The organism is Candidatus Dependentiae bacterium (assembly GCA_026389015.1).
GTDB lineage: Bacteria > Babelota > Babeliae > Babelales > Vermiphilaceae > JAPLIR01.
This window is the reverse complement of the sequence record JAPLIR010000012.1, coordinates 1-17,250: the sequence shown is the minus strand read 5'-3', so window position 1 is coordinate 17,250 and position 17,250 is coordinate 1. Positions and strand designations below refer to the sequence as shown.

The 17,250-nt window shown below is 39.2% G+C and carries 14 protein-coding genes and 5 tRNA genes; 1 reads left to right on the top strand and 18 read right to left on the bottom strand.

All coding sequences use genetic code 11. The features are described 5' to 3' along the window. Positions 1-11 precede the first annotated feature (11 nt). The gene (locus NTX86_01425; protein ID MCX5921965.1) at positions 12-665 is read left to right on the top strand and encodes a DUF502 domain-containing protein; all 654 of its coding nucleotides are present in this window, start codon (positions 12-14) and stop codon (positions 663-665) included. A gap of 8 nt (positions 666-673) precedes the next feature. Here NTX86_01425 and NTX86_01420 read toward each other — a convergent pair whose 3' ends face one another. The 18 genes from NTX86_01420 to NTX86_01335 all read right to left on the bottom strand — a co-directional run bounded on the left by NTX86_01420 (position 674) and on the right by NTX86_01335 (position 17,244). After that, positions 674-1,642, bottom strand: coding sequence for a hypothetical protein (locus NTX86_01420; GenBank protein MCX5921964.1), 969 nt, complete (start codon positions 1,640-1,642; stop codon positions 674-676). 29 nt (positions 1,643-1,671) lie between these two features. Next, complete coding sequence (gene rph, locus NTX86_01415) at positions 1,672-2,526, bottom strand: ribonuclease PH (GenBank protein ID MCX5921963.1); 855 nt, start codon at positions 2,524-2,526, stop codon at positions 1,672-1,674. 25 nt (positions 2,527-2,551) lie between these two features. After that, positions 2,552-4,633, bottom strand: coding sequence for a polyribonucleotide nucleotidyltransferase (pnp, locus tag NTX86_01410; protein MCX5921962.1), 2,082 nt, complete (start codon positions 4,631-4,633; stop codon positions 2,552-2,554). Between the two features lie 20 nt (positions 4,634-4,653). Next, positions 4,654-4,923: a 30S ribosomal protein S15 gene (gene rpsO, locus NTX86_01405; protein MCX5921961.1), complete on the bottom strand. Its 270-nt coding sequence runs from the start codon at positions 4,921-4,923 to the stop codon at positions 4,654-4,656. Positions 4,924-4,983: 60 nt separating this feature from the next. Further along, positions 4,984-5,058 (bottom strand) — tRNA-Val (locus tag NTX86_01400). An 11-nt stretch (positions 5,059-5,069) separates the two neighbouring features. Continuing rightward, positions 5,070-9,188, bottom strand: coding sequence for a DNA-directed RNA polymerase subunit beta' (gene rpoC / locus NTX86_01395; GenBank protein MCX5921960.1), 4,119 nt, complete (start codon positions 9,186-9,188; stop codon positions 5,070-5,072). Next, a complete protein-coding gene (rpoB, locus tag NTX86_01390) occupies positions 9,181-13,503 on the bottom strand; it encodes a DNA-directed RNA polymerase subunit beta (protein ID MCX5921959.1) in 4,323 nt (1,440 codons plus the stop codon). Before rpoB ends, rpoC begins: the two co-directional genes overlap by 8 nt. Before the next feature lie 109 nt (positions 13,504-13,612). Continuing rightward, the gene (gene rplL, locus NTX86_01385; GenBank protein ID MCX5921958.1) at positions 13,613-13,993 is read right to left on the bottom strand and encodes a 50S ribosomal protein L7/L12; all 381 of its coding nucleotides are present in this window, start codon (positions 13,991-13,993) and stop codon (positions 13,613-13,615) included. A gap of 93 nt (positions 13,994-14,086) precedes the next feature. Further along, complete coding sequence (gene rplJ, locus NTX86_01380) at positions 14,087-14,608, bottom strand: 50S ribosomal protein L10 (GenBank protein ID MCX5921957.1); 522 nt, start codon at positions 14,606-14,608, stop codon at positions 14,087-14,089. Between the two features lie 26 nt (positions 14,609-14,634). Further along, on the bottom strand, positions 14,635-15,327 hold the full coding sequence (rplA, locus tag NTX86_01375; protein MCX5921956.1) for a 50S ribosomal protein L1: 693 nt from the start codon (positions 15,325-15,327) through the stop codon (positions 14,635-14,637). Positions 15,328-15,346: 19 nt separating this feature from the next. Further along, positions 15,347-15,772, bottom strand: a complete 426-nt coding sequence (gene rplK / locus NTX86_01370; protein MCX5921955.1) for a 50S ribosomal protein L11 — start codon at positions 15,770-15,772, stop codon at positions 15,347-15,349. Between the two features lie 20 nt (positions 15,773-15,792). Then, positions 15,793-16,320 carry a transcription termination/antitermination protein NusG gene (gene nusG, locus NTX86_01365; protein MCX5921954.1) on the bottom strand — a complete coding sequence of 176 codons (528 nt, stop codon included), beginning with the start codon at positions 16,318-16,320 and terminating at the stop codon, positions 15,793-15,795. Positions 16,321-16,340: 20 nt separating this feature from the next. Beyond that, positions 16,341-16,529, bottom strand: a complete 189-nt coding sequence (secE, locus tag NTX86_01360; protein ID MCX5921953.1) for a preprotein translocase subunit SecE — start codon at positions 16,527-16,529, stop codon at positions 16,341-16,343. A gap of 45 nt (positions 16,530-16,574) precedes the next feature. Then, positions 16,575-16,650, bottom strand: a tRNA-Trp gene (locus tag NTX86_01355). Between the two features lie 9 nt (positions 16,651-16,659). Beyond that, positions 16,660-16,818 carry a 50S ribosomal protein L33 gene (gene rpmG / locus NTX86_01350; GenBank protein MCX5921952.1) on the bottom strand — a complete coding sequence of 53 codons (159 nt, stop codon included), beginning with the start codon at positions 16,816-16,818 and terminating at the stop codon, positions 16,660-16,662. 59 nt (positions 16,819-16,877) lie between these two features. Next, positions 16,878-16,953, bottom strand: a tRNA-Thr gene (locus tag NTX86_01345). 101 nt (positions 16,954-17,054) lie between these two features. Next, positions 17,055-17,130: transfer RNA gene (locus NTX86_01340), tRNA-Thr, on the bottom strand. Between the two features lie 38 nt (positions 17,131-17,168). Next, positions 17,169-17,244: transfer RNA gene (locus NTX86_01335), tRNA-Gly, on the bottom strand. Positions 17,245-17,250: the final 6 nt, after the last annotated feature.

Below are 17,250 nucleotides of genomic sequence, written 5' to 3'. Positions count from 1 at the left end.
GAGATTTTGCGATGGCAAAACATAAGCGCACTGGCATTCAAGTAGTTTTATATACTATCTGGTCACTTTTCTTGAATGGGTTGTTTGCTATTTTACCCCTCACTCTCACGGTTGCCTTATTTAAATTTTCATTGGGGCTACTCAAAAAATGGCTTGACCCTATAAATAGCGCCATCGAACAAACCTGCTTAGGACACATTCCACACTCAGAAATCTTACTCGTTATTTTCTTTATATTTTTAGTGGGTGCCATTTTAAAGATATTTATATTGCGGCGTGTCGTACATGGATTTGAAGAACTCATCTTTAGAATTCCTTTAATCCGCCCTGTCTATTCTGGCATAAAACAACTCGTCAGCGCTTTCAACCTTCAAGAAGACAAAGCAGCCTTCAAACAAGTTGTGCTCATAGAATTTCCACGCAAAGGACTTTATAGCATTGGATTTTTGACCGGAGAACTGCCAGCAGAATTAGCACCAGCCCCGGGACGATATTTTAATATCTTTGTCCCAACCACGCCAAATCCAACGACGGGTTATTATATTATTATTCCAGAAGAACAAATCATGCAAATAGATCTCACCCGTCATGAAGCAATGGCGCTGGTGATTTCTGGCGGCATCATTTTGCCTGACCAGTTTAAGAAAGAAGAAAAAATACAGTAATTCAATTTTCAGACCGACTGATGCGAAAAAAATTTGGAATATAACAAATCAAGAGCACCAGAAGATCCACCATTTTTGACGGCACAATCAATGGTATACAGCGCATGGTGCGCAGCGCGCAACTGTGCAGGCGTATGCAATTTCCAATCACGTTGAATGAAACTAAACGGCAAACGTGCGCCTACTTTTTTAGCCTCAGCAAGTTGCTTGCTTTCCATCAAGGTAATAAAATAAGAAGCACGCCAGAGTTGTTCGGACCAATATGAGGTCCAAAAAACATCCGGGTAATCATGAGAAATGGTAGCCCATTGTTGAAAAAATGGCTGTGATTTTTTAGCAAAAAAATAGGTGCTCAGCGTAAACAATGACCGTTCTGGGGTGAGAATCTTATCAAGCCACTGAGTCAAGAAAAGATCAGGATTTGATCCAACCAAGCGCATATAATGCATGAGAAGGCACGCTGTATCTAGTGGAATTGCTTCATGCTTTTTGAATAAACGAGCAGTCATGGGAGCCCAAGGCACTGTCGCTGAACCTTGAGTAAAGAAACTAAAAACTTGTACAGCCGCTGTTTGATCGATCGTATCGGGCATAGTAATCGCACAATGATCTTTGTGCGAAAATAACGTCGTCTGATCTAAAACAAAAAAAGCGAGTGTATGAGGGCCGGCATAACTTTGGAAATAGCCAAGCCAAAATTTTCGCTTTTTTTCATCAAGGTCTGAAATATTTTTAAACCAATAAAAAACTTTTAAACCCAGAAAACTTGTTTGTAACTTTGATTGCACGCGCGCACTATCTTCTTCTGCGAGATCAATGATCTCAATAGTGCGATCTTCAAACGTTTTTAATCGTGTGCATAATAATGAGAAAAACAGTAAGGGATAATTTTGATTGCCTTGAAAACAGACAACTGAATAGTTATAGAAGAATGTGGGAGTTTTTTGCATCTGCGCAAGAAGCTGATTGAGATTCATACCAAACACAATTTCAGTTAAAATGTTTTTTATACGGTACGATTAGCTAAACTAAACATAGGAGTACCATCACGTTGTTTCTTTTGTTCAGACTTGTGACCAATGACGATTGGCGGCACAGCATCATCTGCTACCTTACTCGGCACGAAAGTCATGCTTGGTTGTTGGGCATCAAAGAATGCAAACAACTGCTCTGCGCCCGATATGGCCAACAATCTCAATTGATCAAAATGTTCCCAAGAAACCGGTTGTTGTTCTGCGGTACCTTGAACCTCAATAAGTGCATTCGACCGTGTTAGCACAAAATTAAAATCCGCCTCAATCACGCTGTCTTCAGAATAATCGAGATCAAGAATAGGATGACCTTGCAAAATTCCAGCCGAAACCGCAACAATAGAATCTTTCAGAATCGATTGTTGCAATTGCTTAGTAGATAACCAATATTTCATGGCATCTTCAAGAGCGAAATAAGCACCGGTAATACAAGCCGTGCGAGTTCCGCCATCAGCTTGTAACACATCGCAGTCAATCAATAAGGTACGTTCGCCAAGTTTATCCAAGGCAATTATTGAACGTAAAGCACGCCCAATAAGCCGAGATATCTCAACCGAACGACCATTTTGCTTGGCAGCAGATGATTCGCGTTGGGTTCTCACCGCAGTCGCTGTTGGCAGCATAGCATATTCAGCTGTTAACCACCCAGTACCAGTACCCTTTAAAAAATGAGGGACACCTGGTTGCATGGTAACTGAACAAAGCACTTTAGTATTGCCGAGTTCAAACAGAACAGAACCAGCTTTGGCACCAAAAACATTATAGGATACTTTTAATGAACGAAGGTGGTCGTTTGCACGACCACCCAATCTTCTTACAGAATTTTGCATAATTATTTAAATACTAACGTTATGATTACTGAATTATTCTTAAACGAACTCGACCAGTTGCATCATCATATTCCAAGACTTCAACTTTAACCACTTGATCAAGTTGATAATCGTTAGCAAAAGAGCGTTGATGTTGTTGTGGAATGTTTGAAACATGTACTAAGCCATCTTTGCCTGGTACCAATTCAACAAACATACCAAATTCAACGATACGTCTAATCTTGCCTTCAAAAGTCATGCCAGCATCAATTTGGCCAGACAATATCTTAATCCAAGCAATAGCAGCATCAATTCCTTCACCAGTTTTTCCAAAGATTTTGACCAAACCATCATCTTCGATATCAATTGTTGTACCAGTTTTTTCGATAATTTCACGAATCGTCTTACCGCCAGTACCAATAATGGCACCAATTTTATCGACAGCAATATTCATGGTAACAAACTTCGGTACTAACTCAGACAGTTCTTTATTAGGTACACTCATACATTTTTGCATTTCACCCAAGATGTGTAGTCTACCACGTTTAGCTTGCTCTAATGCTACTTCAAAAATTTCGCGCTTGAGACCACCTTTGTATTTTATGTCCATTTGGATTGCCGTAATACCATTAGCAGTACCAGCAACTTTAAAGTCCATTAAACCAAATGCATCTTCAAAACCTGAAATGTCTGAAAGAACGGTAAAGCTATCGCTATCGCTCTTTAAAAGACCCATAGCAATACCACTCACCATATTTTTAATAGGAACACCAGCTTGCATTAATGCCATGGTAGAGCCGCATACTGTTGCCATTGATGTAGAACCATCAGATTCTAACATATCAGCTACAATACGAATGGTATAAGGGAAGGCCGCTGCATCAGGAAGTTGATTTTTTAATGCTGAAGCCGCTAATGCACCATGACCGACTTCTCGACGACCAGGTCCACGCAACGGTTTAGCTTCACCAACAGAGAATGGAGGAAAGTTATAATGCAACATAAAGCGACCATTTGCTGTAATATCTTCCATAATAGTTTCTAATTTTTGTTCATCTTCACCGCTACCAAGAGTAGCTGTTACTAACGCTTGTGTGCGACCACGAGTAAATAATGCAGAACCATGAGTAAATGGCAACAAACCAACTTCAGTAGTAATTTGTCTTATTTGTTCATAAGCACGACCATCAACACGTTTGTTCAAAGTAAAAATCAACTCAGTAATTTTTGCTTTTAACGTGTCATCGAAAATATATTCAATAACGTTTGATGGAATTTTTTTGTCTTCTAGTTCTTGTTTGTACTGAACGTTGAATGCATCACGCAAAGCTTGAATACTCGCGTTACGCTCAACTTTATCGTTTTTATATACACTGCGTACATGCTCATCGGTTAAAAATTCATTAACACGTTGTTCCCAGGTAGCCCATGCATAAGGATCAGCAATTTCTTCTTTTGCTTGACCAACTTCAGCAGCAATTTCTTTTTGCCAAATGACTTGTTCTTTGATTTTCCCATGAGCTAAGAACATTGCATCAAGAAATTCTTTTTCAGAAATTTCCTGCGTTGTGCCTTCAACCATGTTGATACCTTCTTCAGTACCAGCAAACGTCATACGAGCATCAGCTTTCAAGCTATCTTCGTATGAAGCGCCCACAATCCAAGAACCATCTAAACGTACAACATCAACAGAACCAACCGGACCCATGAAAGGAATTTTTGATAGGGTCAATGCCAATGAAGAAGCCACCAATGCCAAAGGTCCTGGTAGATTTTTTTTATCAACAGAATATACGGTTGATAATAATTGAACTTGATTAAAATAATTCGCAGGGAACAAAGGGCGACATGCACGATCGATCACACGGCTTAGAAGAACTTCACGATCCGTTGATCGTCCTTCTCGTTTAAAATAACCACCTGGAATCTTTCCTGCTGCTGCAAATTGTTCTCTATAATCTACTGTTAATGGTAAAAAGCCAGGGAAATCCTTCGTAGGAGCGCTTACCACTGTTGATAGCACAACGGTGCCACCTTGCTTAATCCAAACAGCAGCATCCGCTTGACGAGCGAATTTACCTATTTCAACTTCATAACCAAAACTATCTAAACGAAACTTCTTTACCATAACAATAAATCCTTACGATCTTATTTTTTTAAGCCTAAACGCCCAATAACTTGTCTATAGGCCGCGCTATCTTTTCTTTCAAGATAGGTCAAAAGACCGCGGCGTTGACATACTTTTTTCAACAATCCGTGCTTGGTACTAAAATCTTTTGGAAATTTTTGGCAATGGCCAGTCAATAAACGAATGGATTCTGTTAACAGTGCAACTTGTACTGCTGATGATCCTGTGTCGTTAGCGCTTGTACCAAAATCTTTAATTACTTTATCTTTAACGTCTTTATGTAATGCCATAACAGCAACCTCACTCAAAAAAAAATCTACACTTATATTCACTTATCATACTATGTACTCTGGTAGGCGCGAGCGGGATTGAACCGCTGACCCTTGCTACGTCAAAGCAATGCTCTACCACTGAGCTACGCGCCTCAATACTCATTCTACGCATCATTCCTATTAGTCATCCGCGCGGAACGTATTTCTTCCTCTTGTGCCTGCTTTTCAAAGTCAGATACATCATCACCCAAATGTTTAATTCTGAATGATTTAATACCAGTACCTGCAGGAATTAATTTACCAACAATAACGTTTTCTTTCAAACCATAGAGGTTATCTACTTGGCCAGAAATTGCGGCTTCAGCGAGAATTCTTGTAGTTTCTTGGAAAGAAGCTGCAGAAATAAAGCTTTCAGTACCTAAGGACGCTTGCGTAATACCCATTAATATAGGCTTAGCAGATGCAACCTTTTTGCTCTGTGTTTTTAGCACAGCGTTAACGGTTTGGAAATGGATACGGTCAACACGATCGCCAATCAAGAAATCAGTGCCACCTTGATCAATCACACGTACTTTACGTAACATTTGTCGCACAATTAATTCAATATGTTTATCGTTAAGATCAATACCTTGCAAACGATAAATTTGCTGAATTTGATCTACCAGATATTTTTGAACTACATTTGGCCCAAGAATTCGTAAGATATCGTGTAACACAGGAACACCTGATGTCAATTGATCACCAGCGGTTACTCTATCACCATTACCAACGTTAAGCTGTTTGCCACGAGGAACAAAATAATCAAATGATTCTGTACCAGCAACAACACTGACTTTACGTAAACCTCTATGTAATCCACCAAAAACAATTTCACCACTAATGTCTGCTAAAATAGCTGGATCTTTTGGCGCACGCGCTTCAAAGAGTTCCGCAATTCGAGGCAAACTACCTGTAATATCCTTCGTTTTCGATACTTCACGAGGCATTTTTACTAAAATATCACCGACTTCAACACGACTACCTGCCGTTACGTTCAAGAACGAACCTGCGGGTAAATAATATTGAACCAATTCATCGCCATTCTCATCAAGAATACTTAATGCTGGTTGATATTTTTCATTTTTATGTTCAAGTATCATAGGATTTGAACGACCACCTTCTTCGTAGCGTTCTTGCACGGTAACGTTTTCAATCAAGTCAATCAATTGAATTTTACCAGCTTTTTCAGTCAACAATACTTTACTGTTTGGTTCCCATTCTGCAAGCTTAACGCCTACAGTAACAGGTTGCTTATCTTGTACTAAAACTACAGAACCATATTCTAAATCATGACGCTGTAGTTCGCGACCATCTGCAGAAACAACTAACAATTTAGCCTTTCTACTGACCACAATAACTTGACCGCTACGATTGGTAACCGTACGAATACCACGCCATTCAACAATACCAGGCTGCTTTGCAAGGAAGTAAGGTTGTTCAGTTAAACCACTCGCAGTACCGCCGATATGGAAGGTTCTCATAGTAAGCTGTGTACCAGGTTCACCGATCGATTGTGCTGCAATAATACCAACAGTACCACCCACATCAACAATCTCACCCTTAGATAAATCATAGCCATAACATAATGCACATACACCATGTTTTGCCTGACAGGTCAATACAGAACGAACTAAAATTTTGCTCACTGCTGAATCTGCAAGTTTAGTAATATCATCACGGCCAATAATGTGACCTTGATTAAATAACAGTTCACCAGTGACAGGATCTTTAACATCAGCAGCCAAACCACGTCCGAAAGAACGGTTAGCTAACGGATAAATAATATCACCTGATTCTTTTAGATCTTCAATTTCAACATAACCCAAGGTCTTACAATCTTGACCGGTAATAACAACATCTTGAGCAACATCAACCAAACGACGAGTCAAATAACCAGAGTTTGCTGTTTTAAGTGCTGTATCTGCTTGACCTTTACGAGCACCGTGTGTAGAAATAAAGTATTCGAAAACACTTAAGCCTTCTTTAAAGTTACTCTTAACCGGTGTTTCCATAATATCACCGTTCGGCTTTGTCATCATACCACGCATACCAACCAACTGTTTAATTTGATCTTTCGATCCACGAGCTCCAGATTCAAGCATCATGAAAATCGGGTTAAATGGTTGACTCTTGCCATCTTTATTGTCAAACGCAGCATTATTTTGTTCTTCAAGTTCTTTATACATTTCGTTAGCAACGTCTGCAGTCGCATGACCCCAGATACTGATAATTTTATTATAACGTTCACCGTTAGTAATAACACCGTCTATATAAAGTTTTTCAACTTTTTGGACTTCTTTTTCTGCTTTACCAATAATACCATTTTTTTGTTCAGGTATTACCATGTTTTCTAATGATATAGAGATACCACCGACAGTAGAATTATAGAAACCAAGTTTTTTAATCTTATCCAAGCAGATAACTGTTGGAGCGCTACCAAATCGATAGTAAATTTTTTCTACCAATTTAGCTAAGTCGCTTTTCTTCAATACTTTATTAATCCAATGAAATTCAGAACCTTCTGGAAGAGCTTCATAAAGAATTACTCTACCAACCGTAGTCTGTACCATCTCATTATTCAAACGAAGGTTAATTCTTGCATGTAATTCAACTTGACCGTGCTGATAAGCAACAATCACTTCATGTACACCAGAAAAACTAACGCCTTCACCTTTAACGCCAGCTCGAACCTTAGAAATATAATGCAATCCAAGCACCATATCTTGTGAAGGAACAGTTACTGGGCGACCATTAGAAGCAGAAAGAATATTTTGTGAAGATAAAATTAAACGCTTACATTCTTCTTGTGCCTTCTGACTTAATGGTAAATGAACAGCCATTTGGTCACCGTCAAAGTCTGCGTTAAATGCAGAACAAACCAATGGATGAACTTTTATTGCTTTACCATCAACTAAAATAGGAAAGAAGGCCTGAATACCAAGACGATGCAACGTTGGCGCACGGTTTAATAAAATCGGACGATTTTTTACTACATCTTCTAATACATCCCATACTTCAGGTTGCATTTCTTCTACCATGCGCTTTGCAACACGTAGGTTAGAAGCTAATTCGCGTTCAAGGAGACCAGCATAAATATATGGCTTGAATAATTCATAAGCCATAATTTTTGGAATACCACACTGATCAATTTTTAATTCTGGATCAACCACAATTACTGAACGACCAGAGTAATCAACACGACGACCTAACAAGTTTTGTCTGAAGCGACCTTGTTTACCACGAAGCATTTCGCTCAATGATTTAAGTGGTCGACGATTAGAACCACGAACTGGTTGTCCACGTCTACCGTTATCAATAAGCGCATCAACAGATTCTTGCAACATACGTTTTTCATTTTTAATGATAACGCCTGGCGCCTCAATTTCCATCAATCGTTGTAGACGAATATTTCTGTTTAAAACTCTACGATACAATTCGTTCAAATCTGAACTTGCAAAACGTCCACCTTCTAAAGGAACCAATGGTCTCAAATCTGGTGGCAATACAGGCAGTACGGTCATCACGATCCATTCAGGACGTAAGCCACCTTGTACCATTCCTGTAAAGACCTTGATTCTACGCATGATCTTATGACGTATTGCAACAGAAGAGATCTTATTGTAATCATCTTGCAATTTGTTAATTTCAAAATTCAAATCAATTAAACTTAAAACCGCATGAATAGCTTCCGCTCCTGTATTGGAAACGAAATCTATATCTTCAGGGTGTGATGAAACATAGTTTTCATACTCTAAGTTACTCAATAAAGTCTTGCGTGGATACGGTGACTTACCTTGATGAATCACAATATAAGAATCAAAATACACAACACGCTCTAAGTCTTTTACCGGTGCATCTAAAATGATACCCAAATAACTTGGAATACCTTTCAAATACCAAATATGACAAACGGGAGCCACAAGATCAATATGACCCATGCGTTCTCTACGTACGCGGGCTTGAATTACTTCAACACCACACTTTTCGCAGGTAACACCACGGTGTTTCATACGCTTATATTTACCGCAGTTACATTCCCAATCTTTGACCGGACCAAAAATACGTGCGCAGAATAATCCGTCACGCTCTGGCTTTAATGTTCTATAGTTGATTGTTTCTATTTTCTTAACTTCGCCATATGATAATGATTTTATTTTATCAGGAGAAGCAAGACCAACCTTTAAAGCATTAAATTGTGCAACATTGACGTATTCTCTAAAGCGATCCAGCATACGATTATTCATCTACCTTCTCCTTGCCACTCTTGAATAAATTCACTTGTAACCCTAAACTTTGAAGCTCTTTTATTAACACGTTGAATGATTCTGGAACACCCGGCTCTGAAACATCCTCACCGCGCACAATAGCTTCATATGCTTTATGTCTGCCGGTTACATCATCTGACTTGTACGTTAACATTTCTTGCAATGTATACGCCGCACCATATGCTTCAAGTGCCCAAACTTCCATTTCACCTAAACGTTGACCACCCTGTTGAGCTTTACCGCCCAATGGTTGTTGCGTTACCAAGGAGTATGGTCCAACGGAACGAGCATGCAATTTGTCATCAACCATGTGATGCAATTTCATCATATAAATTGTACCAACGGTAACTGGCTGATCAAAATGTTCGCCCGTACGTCCATCAAACAAGGTAAATGCACCACTTTCTGGCAACGATAACTCATCAAGTAATGGCTTAATTTCTTGATCGAAATTTGCACCATCAAATACTGGCGTGCTGAATAAAAAGCCATTTTTAGCAGTTTTACGAGCAAGCAGCATAACTTCATCTTTTCCATATGATTTCTCATAAGAATCAACAAGGTCTTGACCGTAATAGGTACTTAAATATTTTCTAACGTCTTGATAGCCTTTGGTATCCAACATATTTTGGAGCTTATTACCAAGCTCACGACCAGCAAGACCTAAAATTGTTTCCAAAATTTGGCCCACGTTCATACGAGACGGAACACCAAGCGGGTTCAATACAACGTCCACCGAGGTACCATCTTGTAGATATGGCATATCCTCACGAGGAACAATAGTAGAAACCACACCCTTGTTACCATGGCGACCAGCAATTTTATCACCAACGGCAACCGTACGCTTCATTGCTATGTAGACTTTAACCATCTTAATAACGCCAGAAGCAAGTGGATCACCCTTTTTCAATCTATTAATACGTTCTTCTTTTAACCCAATAAGAATTCTTACTTGGTTTTCGAACGAATCTTTAATTGCTTTAATCGCATCGTTTAAAGACTTTTCTTTAGCCTTTAAGGTAATAACCGTTGCCCATGGTTGAGCAGCGATTTTTTCCTTGTCAAATGAACCATCTGTAAGAACAGATTTCATTGATTCAGAAAAAGGTTTTTTACCATCAAGCTCTTGAGCGATTTTTGATAACAACATCGCTTCAAGGAATGAAACATGATGAGTAAAATCAAACTCAAGTTTATTAGTAAACTTAGTTACTTCATCTTTATAACGTTTATCTTTTCTGACACCGCTACGAGAGAATATTTTAACATCAACAACCGTACCTTCAATCCCTGGTGGTACTCTCAAAGAAGTATCACGTACTTCACGAGATTTTTCACCAAATATGGCACGCAATAATTTCTCTTCTGGAGAATATTGAACATCGCCCTTGAGGGTAACTTTACCAACTAAAATATCACCCGGTCTCACACGTGTACCAATACGGACAATACCATCTTCATCAAGACCCTCTAACGCAACTTCACTCACATTAGGAATGTCGCGCGTAATTTCTTCAGGCCCAAGCTTGGTATCACGAGCATCTACTGGATATTCATCAATATGAACTGAAGTTAACATATCGCCAGAAACCAATCGCTTACTTAAAACAATTGCGTCTTCATAGTTGTAACCATGCCACGGCATAAAGGCAACGAGTAAGTTTGCTCCTAGAGCAAGTTCACCATTATTAATAGCCGGACCATTGGTCAGTACATCACCAACATAGACAACATCACCTCTTTTTACAATAGGGGTGTGATGAATCCAAGTGCTGTAACTTGAACGTAGGAATTTCTTTAAATGATAGGTATCAATACCTTGAGAAATCCAATCATCCATATTTCTAAATTCATCTTCATGAGCACGAATAACCACTTTATCAGCCGCAACGTATTCTACAATACCTGCGCGCTTTGCAGTAATAACCGAACCGGACGCCTTAACAATCTCTTTTTCCATACCAGTACCAACGATTGGCGCTGTGGTTTTAATAAGAGGAACCGCCTGACGTTGCATGTTTGCACCCATTAAGGCACGAGATGCGTCATCATGCTCTAAGAAAGGAATCAAAGCAGCAGAAACGGACACTAATTGTTTTGGTGAAAGGTCGATATAATTAATATTTTCTGCTTCGATATAAAGGAAGTTACCTTGATTACGGGCAAAAATTCTATCGCCCTTTAAGGTGTTACTCTTCTTAACAGAATCAGCCTGTGCAATAAACTTATCGGCTTCTTCAAACGCATCCAAGAATACAACTTCATCTAAAATCTTTGAATTTTTTACTGGACGATAAGCCGTTTCAATAAAACCAAGATCATTAACCATTGCATACGTAGCCAAAGATGAAATCAAACCAACAGTTTGACCTTCTGGCGTTTCAATAGGACAGATGCGACCATAGTGTGAGGTATGAACGTCACGAATCTCATAGGTAGCACGATCCTTAAGTACACCGCCGGGCCCAAGAGCTGAAAGTCTACGTTTATGCGCAAGCTCAGCCAATGGATTGGTTTGATCCATAAATTGAGACAATTGGCCTAAACCAAAGAATTCTCTCATTACGGCACTCATAGGTTTTACGTTAAGAAAATCTTGAGGCATTAACGCACCATGAGCTTCTTGCATTCTAAAACGTTCACGAACGATACGTTCAATACGCAAGAATCCAAGATAAACCTGATTGTTAAGTAGTTCGCCCACCAAACGCACACGTCGATTACCAAGATGATCAATATCATCAAGTTCACCTTCGCCACGTTCACGTAAGTTTACTAAATAACGAACAGTAGCAATAATATCTTCTTTACTCAAAACCATAGTTTCGACAGGAATATTAAGGCTTAATTTTCTATTCATACGTATACGACCAACTTTAGTTAGTTCGTAAAAACGTGGATTAAAGAATAGATTCTCAAAACGCTCTTTGATTTCTTGAAGCGTTGCGCTATCGCCAGGCCATATTTTTATATGGACATCTTTTAACGCATCGTCATATGAAAAACAACGGTCATGCGTTAATGTCATAGCGATTGTTGGCTGAAAAACATAACCGGATGATCGGATGAGTTCTAGCTCAATTGTTTTAAAACGCTTAATGATCTCTAAGTGATCTTCTGTAAATACTTGACCCTGCTCAATCAACAATTCGCCAGTTTCTGGATCAATCAAATCCTTGGCAAGAACTCTATTGAGCAAGCTTGGTGTTCTTAATGTTAATTTTTTGATGCCAGCTTTACCTAATTGAGCAAGTGTTTCACGAGTCACACGAATGCCAATAAAGCCTTTTTCATCTTTTTCAGACAACATGCCTTTTTCAAGACGTTGACCCAAAAGACTGTCATCGATTTTTCTGAAAAATTCACCCTTTTCATAGGTGATAACATCGAAACTGTAGAAAAGTGGAATAATTTCTTCGCGAGCAACACCAAGCGCTTGCAAGAATGTTGTAACCGGTAGCTTTTTCTTTTTATCTATACGAACGTATAGATGATCATTACTATCGAATTCAAAATCAAGCCAAGAACCACGCATCGGAATGATACGTGCTAAATAGTATGGACGCCCACGGAAATCTTTTACTTTTTTACTTTGTGAAAATACCACACCAGGAGAACGGTGCAGCTGACTCACTATAACGCGATCTACGCCGTTAATCAAGAACGTACCAAGATTACCGAGCTTAAATCGACCCCTGTCTTCATATAAATCGCCCATAACCGGGATATCAGCAAAGAAAATATTTTGTTCTTTGATATCGTGAACGACTTTTTTATCCGCGCCATCTTTAGCCCAACTGATTAATTGAATCTTAACCTTGAGGGGCATTGAGAAGGTCTGTCCACTTGAACGACATTCGTCAAATGACATTGCCAACTTTACAACGACACGAGATAGACAATTAGAACAGGCCTTATAGCGAGCATTTTTTTTCTTACAGAATGTGCAAGTCAAGTCCTCATCAAGGCGTGAACAATCGGACTTTTTACACGAGGAACAACTCCATTGATAACGATTTTCGATACCGGTTAACTTACCGCATGTGCAAGCCCAGCTTCCCAACTCGTAACTCACATACTCCAACGACATCTTATCTTCATACTCTATTGGAAAAACATCCTTTAAAACCTTCTCGAGACCAATTAATTGGCGCTCTTCAGGAAGATAATCCAACTGTACAAAATCATTGAATGATGTTGATTGAATTTCAATCAAATTAGGAACTGGAACAATACTCTTAATCTTCCCAAAAGATTTACGAATATTACCTTTGCCCATGTCCACGTTAGACATTAAGTCGCTCCTCATAATTACCGAATTTAAAATTTAGTTCACCCCCACAAAGAGGACTTCCACTTCTATAAAAAAATTAAACTTTAAAACGTTGCTTAAAAAACAATGCTTATGAAAGTTTAACTTTTGCTCCTGCAGCCTCAAGAGCTTCTTTGATCTTATTAGCAAGATCTTTAGGAGCAGCTTCTTTGATTACTTGTGGAGCTTCTTCAACCATTTTCTTTGCATCAGTTAAGTTTAATTCTGCAACAACTGTACGCAATGCTTTGATGGTCTTGATTTTTTCAGGGCCACTGCTTTCTAAAGTAACTTTGTACTCAGACTTTTCTTCTGCTACTGGAGCTGCTGCTACTGGAGCTGCTGCTGCTGCCATAGGCATAGCTGCTGAAACGCCAAACTTTTCTTCAAGCGCCTTAACAAAATCTGACAATTCAATAACTGACATGTTACCAATTGAATCAATTAAAGTATTAAATGACTTTTCTGCCATTTTTTCTCCAAACATAATAATAAGTTAAACTACACAATTCTTTACTAATTAAACAAAAATAATACTAAAAATGCTTTCTTACCAAACTCCAAATTACTGCTGTTTTTGTTCAGCAATTTTTTGTAGAGTCCATAGAAGTCCCATAATCTGCATATCAAGAACTCGAACCAATTTAACAGTAGGAGCTTTCAATGTACCACACACTTGAGCCAACAATACGTCTCTTGATGGTAAGCTTGCTAGACGCACAACTGATTCACTTGGCATCACACGAGAATCAAAAAAACCTGCCACCAAAAGTAGTGCAGCGTTGTTTTTTGAAAACTCATGTAAAACTTTTGCTACAGCAGGAGCTTCTTGTGCAACAAAAACAACCCCGATTTGCTCTTTAAAATAAGGAGCCAAATCGTTAACACCTTCTAAGCCTTGCACAGCGCGTCTCATAAGACGAGCCTTAGCAACTTTCAATGTGCCTTGTTGTGCCGACAATTCTCTACGCAGAGTCTGCAATTGTTTTACTGTTAAGCCTTTATAGCCAACAACAAATGCCGCCTTGCTATTTGAAAATTCACCTTTTAGTGAACTTATCATTTCTGTTTTTTGATCACGATTCATCGCGGATACCTCTTAAAAATCAAGCCTTATGATAAATCGTCAGGATTGACAGCCATGCCTAAACCCATTGTAGATGCAAGAGTAATTTTTCTTAAGAACTTACCCTTAGAAACAGGCGGCTTAGCTGCCATAAGTGCTTTGATAAAAGTAGTTAAATTTTGATACAACTGATCAGGGCTAAAAGAGACTTTACCAATGGTAAAGTGGACTAAACCACTCTTATCATTTTTGAAAAACTGACGGCCCCTTTTCAAATCTTGGACAACATCAGCAACATCAAATGTCACGGTGCCAAGTTTTTTATTAGGCAGAAGACCTTTTGGTCCTAAAGTTTTAGCAACCTTACCAACCATTGCCATTAAATCAGGTGTTGCAACAGCATAGTCAAAATCCATCCAACCACCACTGATTTTTTCAATCAAATCATCTGAGCCAACATAATCAGCGCCAGCTTTTAGTGCCTTATCTGCAAATTCATTTTTTGCAAACACAAGAACCTTAACCGCTTTACCCTTTGAAAAAGGTAAAACAACTGAGCCACGCACAACTTGTTCGCCCTTAGCAGCGTCGATGCCCAAGTTGACATGAATATCAACAGATTCATCGAATTTCGCAAATGCTAATTGCTTAACTTTATCAAGCGCTTGTTGCGCAGAGAAAGATTCCCCACGCTTTACTTGCTCACTTGCTTTTCTATACTTTTTGCCATGTTTAGCCATAGTACGTTCCCTACCAACATTAATCAATAACAACTACGCCCATACTACGCGCACTACCAGCAATAATTAATTTTGCTTGTTCAATATTCGTAGCATTTAAATCAGGAAGCTTAATTTTAGCAACCTCTTCTATCTCTCTCCAAGTTATTTTGCCCACTTTATCAGTGTTCGGCTTAGAGGATCCCTTGGCAAGGTTAATTCTCTTTTTAATAAGCTCACTAACCGGCGGTGTTTTTAAAATGAAGGTAAATGTTTTATCTTTATAAATAGAGATAATAACGGGAACCGTCTCACCTTTGCGACTTGCTGTTTTTGCATTGAATTGCTTACAGAAATCCATAATATTAACACCATGCTGACCAAGTGATGAACCAACTGGTGGGGCTGGTGTTGCAGCTCCCGCAGGAATCTGAAGCTTAACCTGCGCTTTTAATTCTTTTGCCATCGTAACGTACCTACCTCAACTTATCGTTTGACTTGATCGAAATTTAATTCTACTGGTGTCATTCTACCAAAAATGCTTACCATTACTGTCAACCTCTCACTATCTTTATCCACCTTGTCAACGATACCCATAAAACCAGCGAATGGACCTTCGCTAATTTCAATATCAGACCCAGTAATAAACTCATTCTTTTCAGAAACAATCGCAATCTCACCTTTAATCTGAGAAATAACGCGATCGATTTCCTTTTGAGTGAGCGGAACCGGCTCATGTTGGCCACCCAAAAAGCGTAAAACACGAGAGTTGGAAATAACTAATCGTACCGTCTCAGGAGAAACTTCCATTTCTACTAATATGTACCCAGGAAACAATTGCTGATCTTTGGCATCGGCAACCTCAAAAAGATTTCTTAGCTTAGTCGAAGACGATGAAACTAAAATATCCCCAAAGCTATCTTGCAAGTTTTTTTCCTGAATACGCTTTAGCAAATCAGCCTTAACAGCTTCTTCATAACCAGCATACACCTGGACAACATACCAACGCTTCATGTGTTTAGATCCTGATTGGGCTATTGTATGCCATATTGTTCAAAAATATACCGAGCTAGATGATTAAGTCCGAAATCGAGAGCGCCTAGGTATACAGCAAATGCGGCAACTATAACCATTACCACAACAGTAGACCCAACCCACTCATCGAATTTTGGCCAAATGACTCGTGACAATTCAATTTTTACTTCATTTAAAAACTGCATCATTTTTTGTTATCCTTATCCACAAAATCTTTTGGCTCTTAATGCACTTGGCAGGCCAGGAGGGACTCGAACCCCCAACCCGCAGATTTGGAGTCTGCCGCTCTACCATTAGAGCTACTGGCCTACAAAAAGTTTACTTCGTTTCTTTATGTGGCCCGTGGCTACGGCAGCGCGAGCAAAATTTATTACGTTTCAAAGAACCCACTGTTCTTTTCTTTGATACAACTTGCGTATAATTACGCTCTTTACATTTCTCACACATCAAATGTGTAGTGACTCTATCTTTTGCCATACTGATTGCAACCTACAAGTGCCTATTGACTATGTGTTAACTTATCACTCTTAAATCTATGGAGCCCGCGACCGGATTTGAACCGGTGACCTCTCCCTTACCAAGGAAGTGCTCTACCAACTGAGCTACGTGGGCAATCTTCCCAATTACTCACCATAATTTTATATAGAATAAATAAAATTACAGAAAAAGACAACTTATTTTATACGTTAAAATAAGCTCTTTCCAACTTTTTTTGGAGCTGGCGACTGGATTTGAACCAGCGGCCTGCTGATTACAAATCAGCTGCTCTACCAACTGAGCTACGCCAGCACTCTATTTTTCTATACCCATCATTCTCACGCTTTACATGGAGTGGGAAACGGGGCTCGAACCCGCAACCTACAGCTTGGAAGGCTGTCGCTCTACCAATTGAGCCATTCCCGCATACCA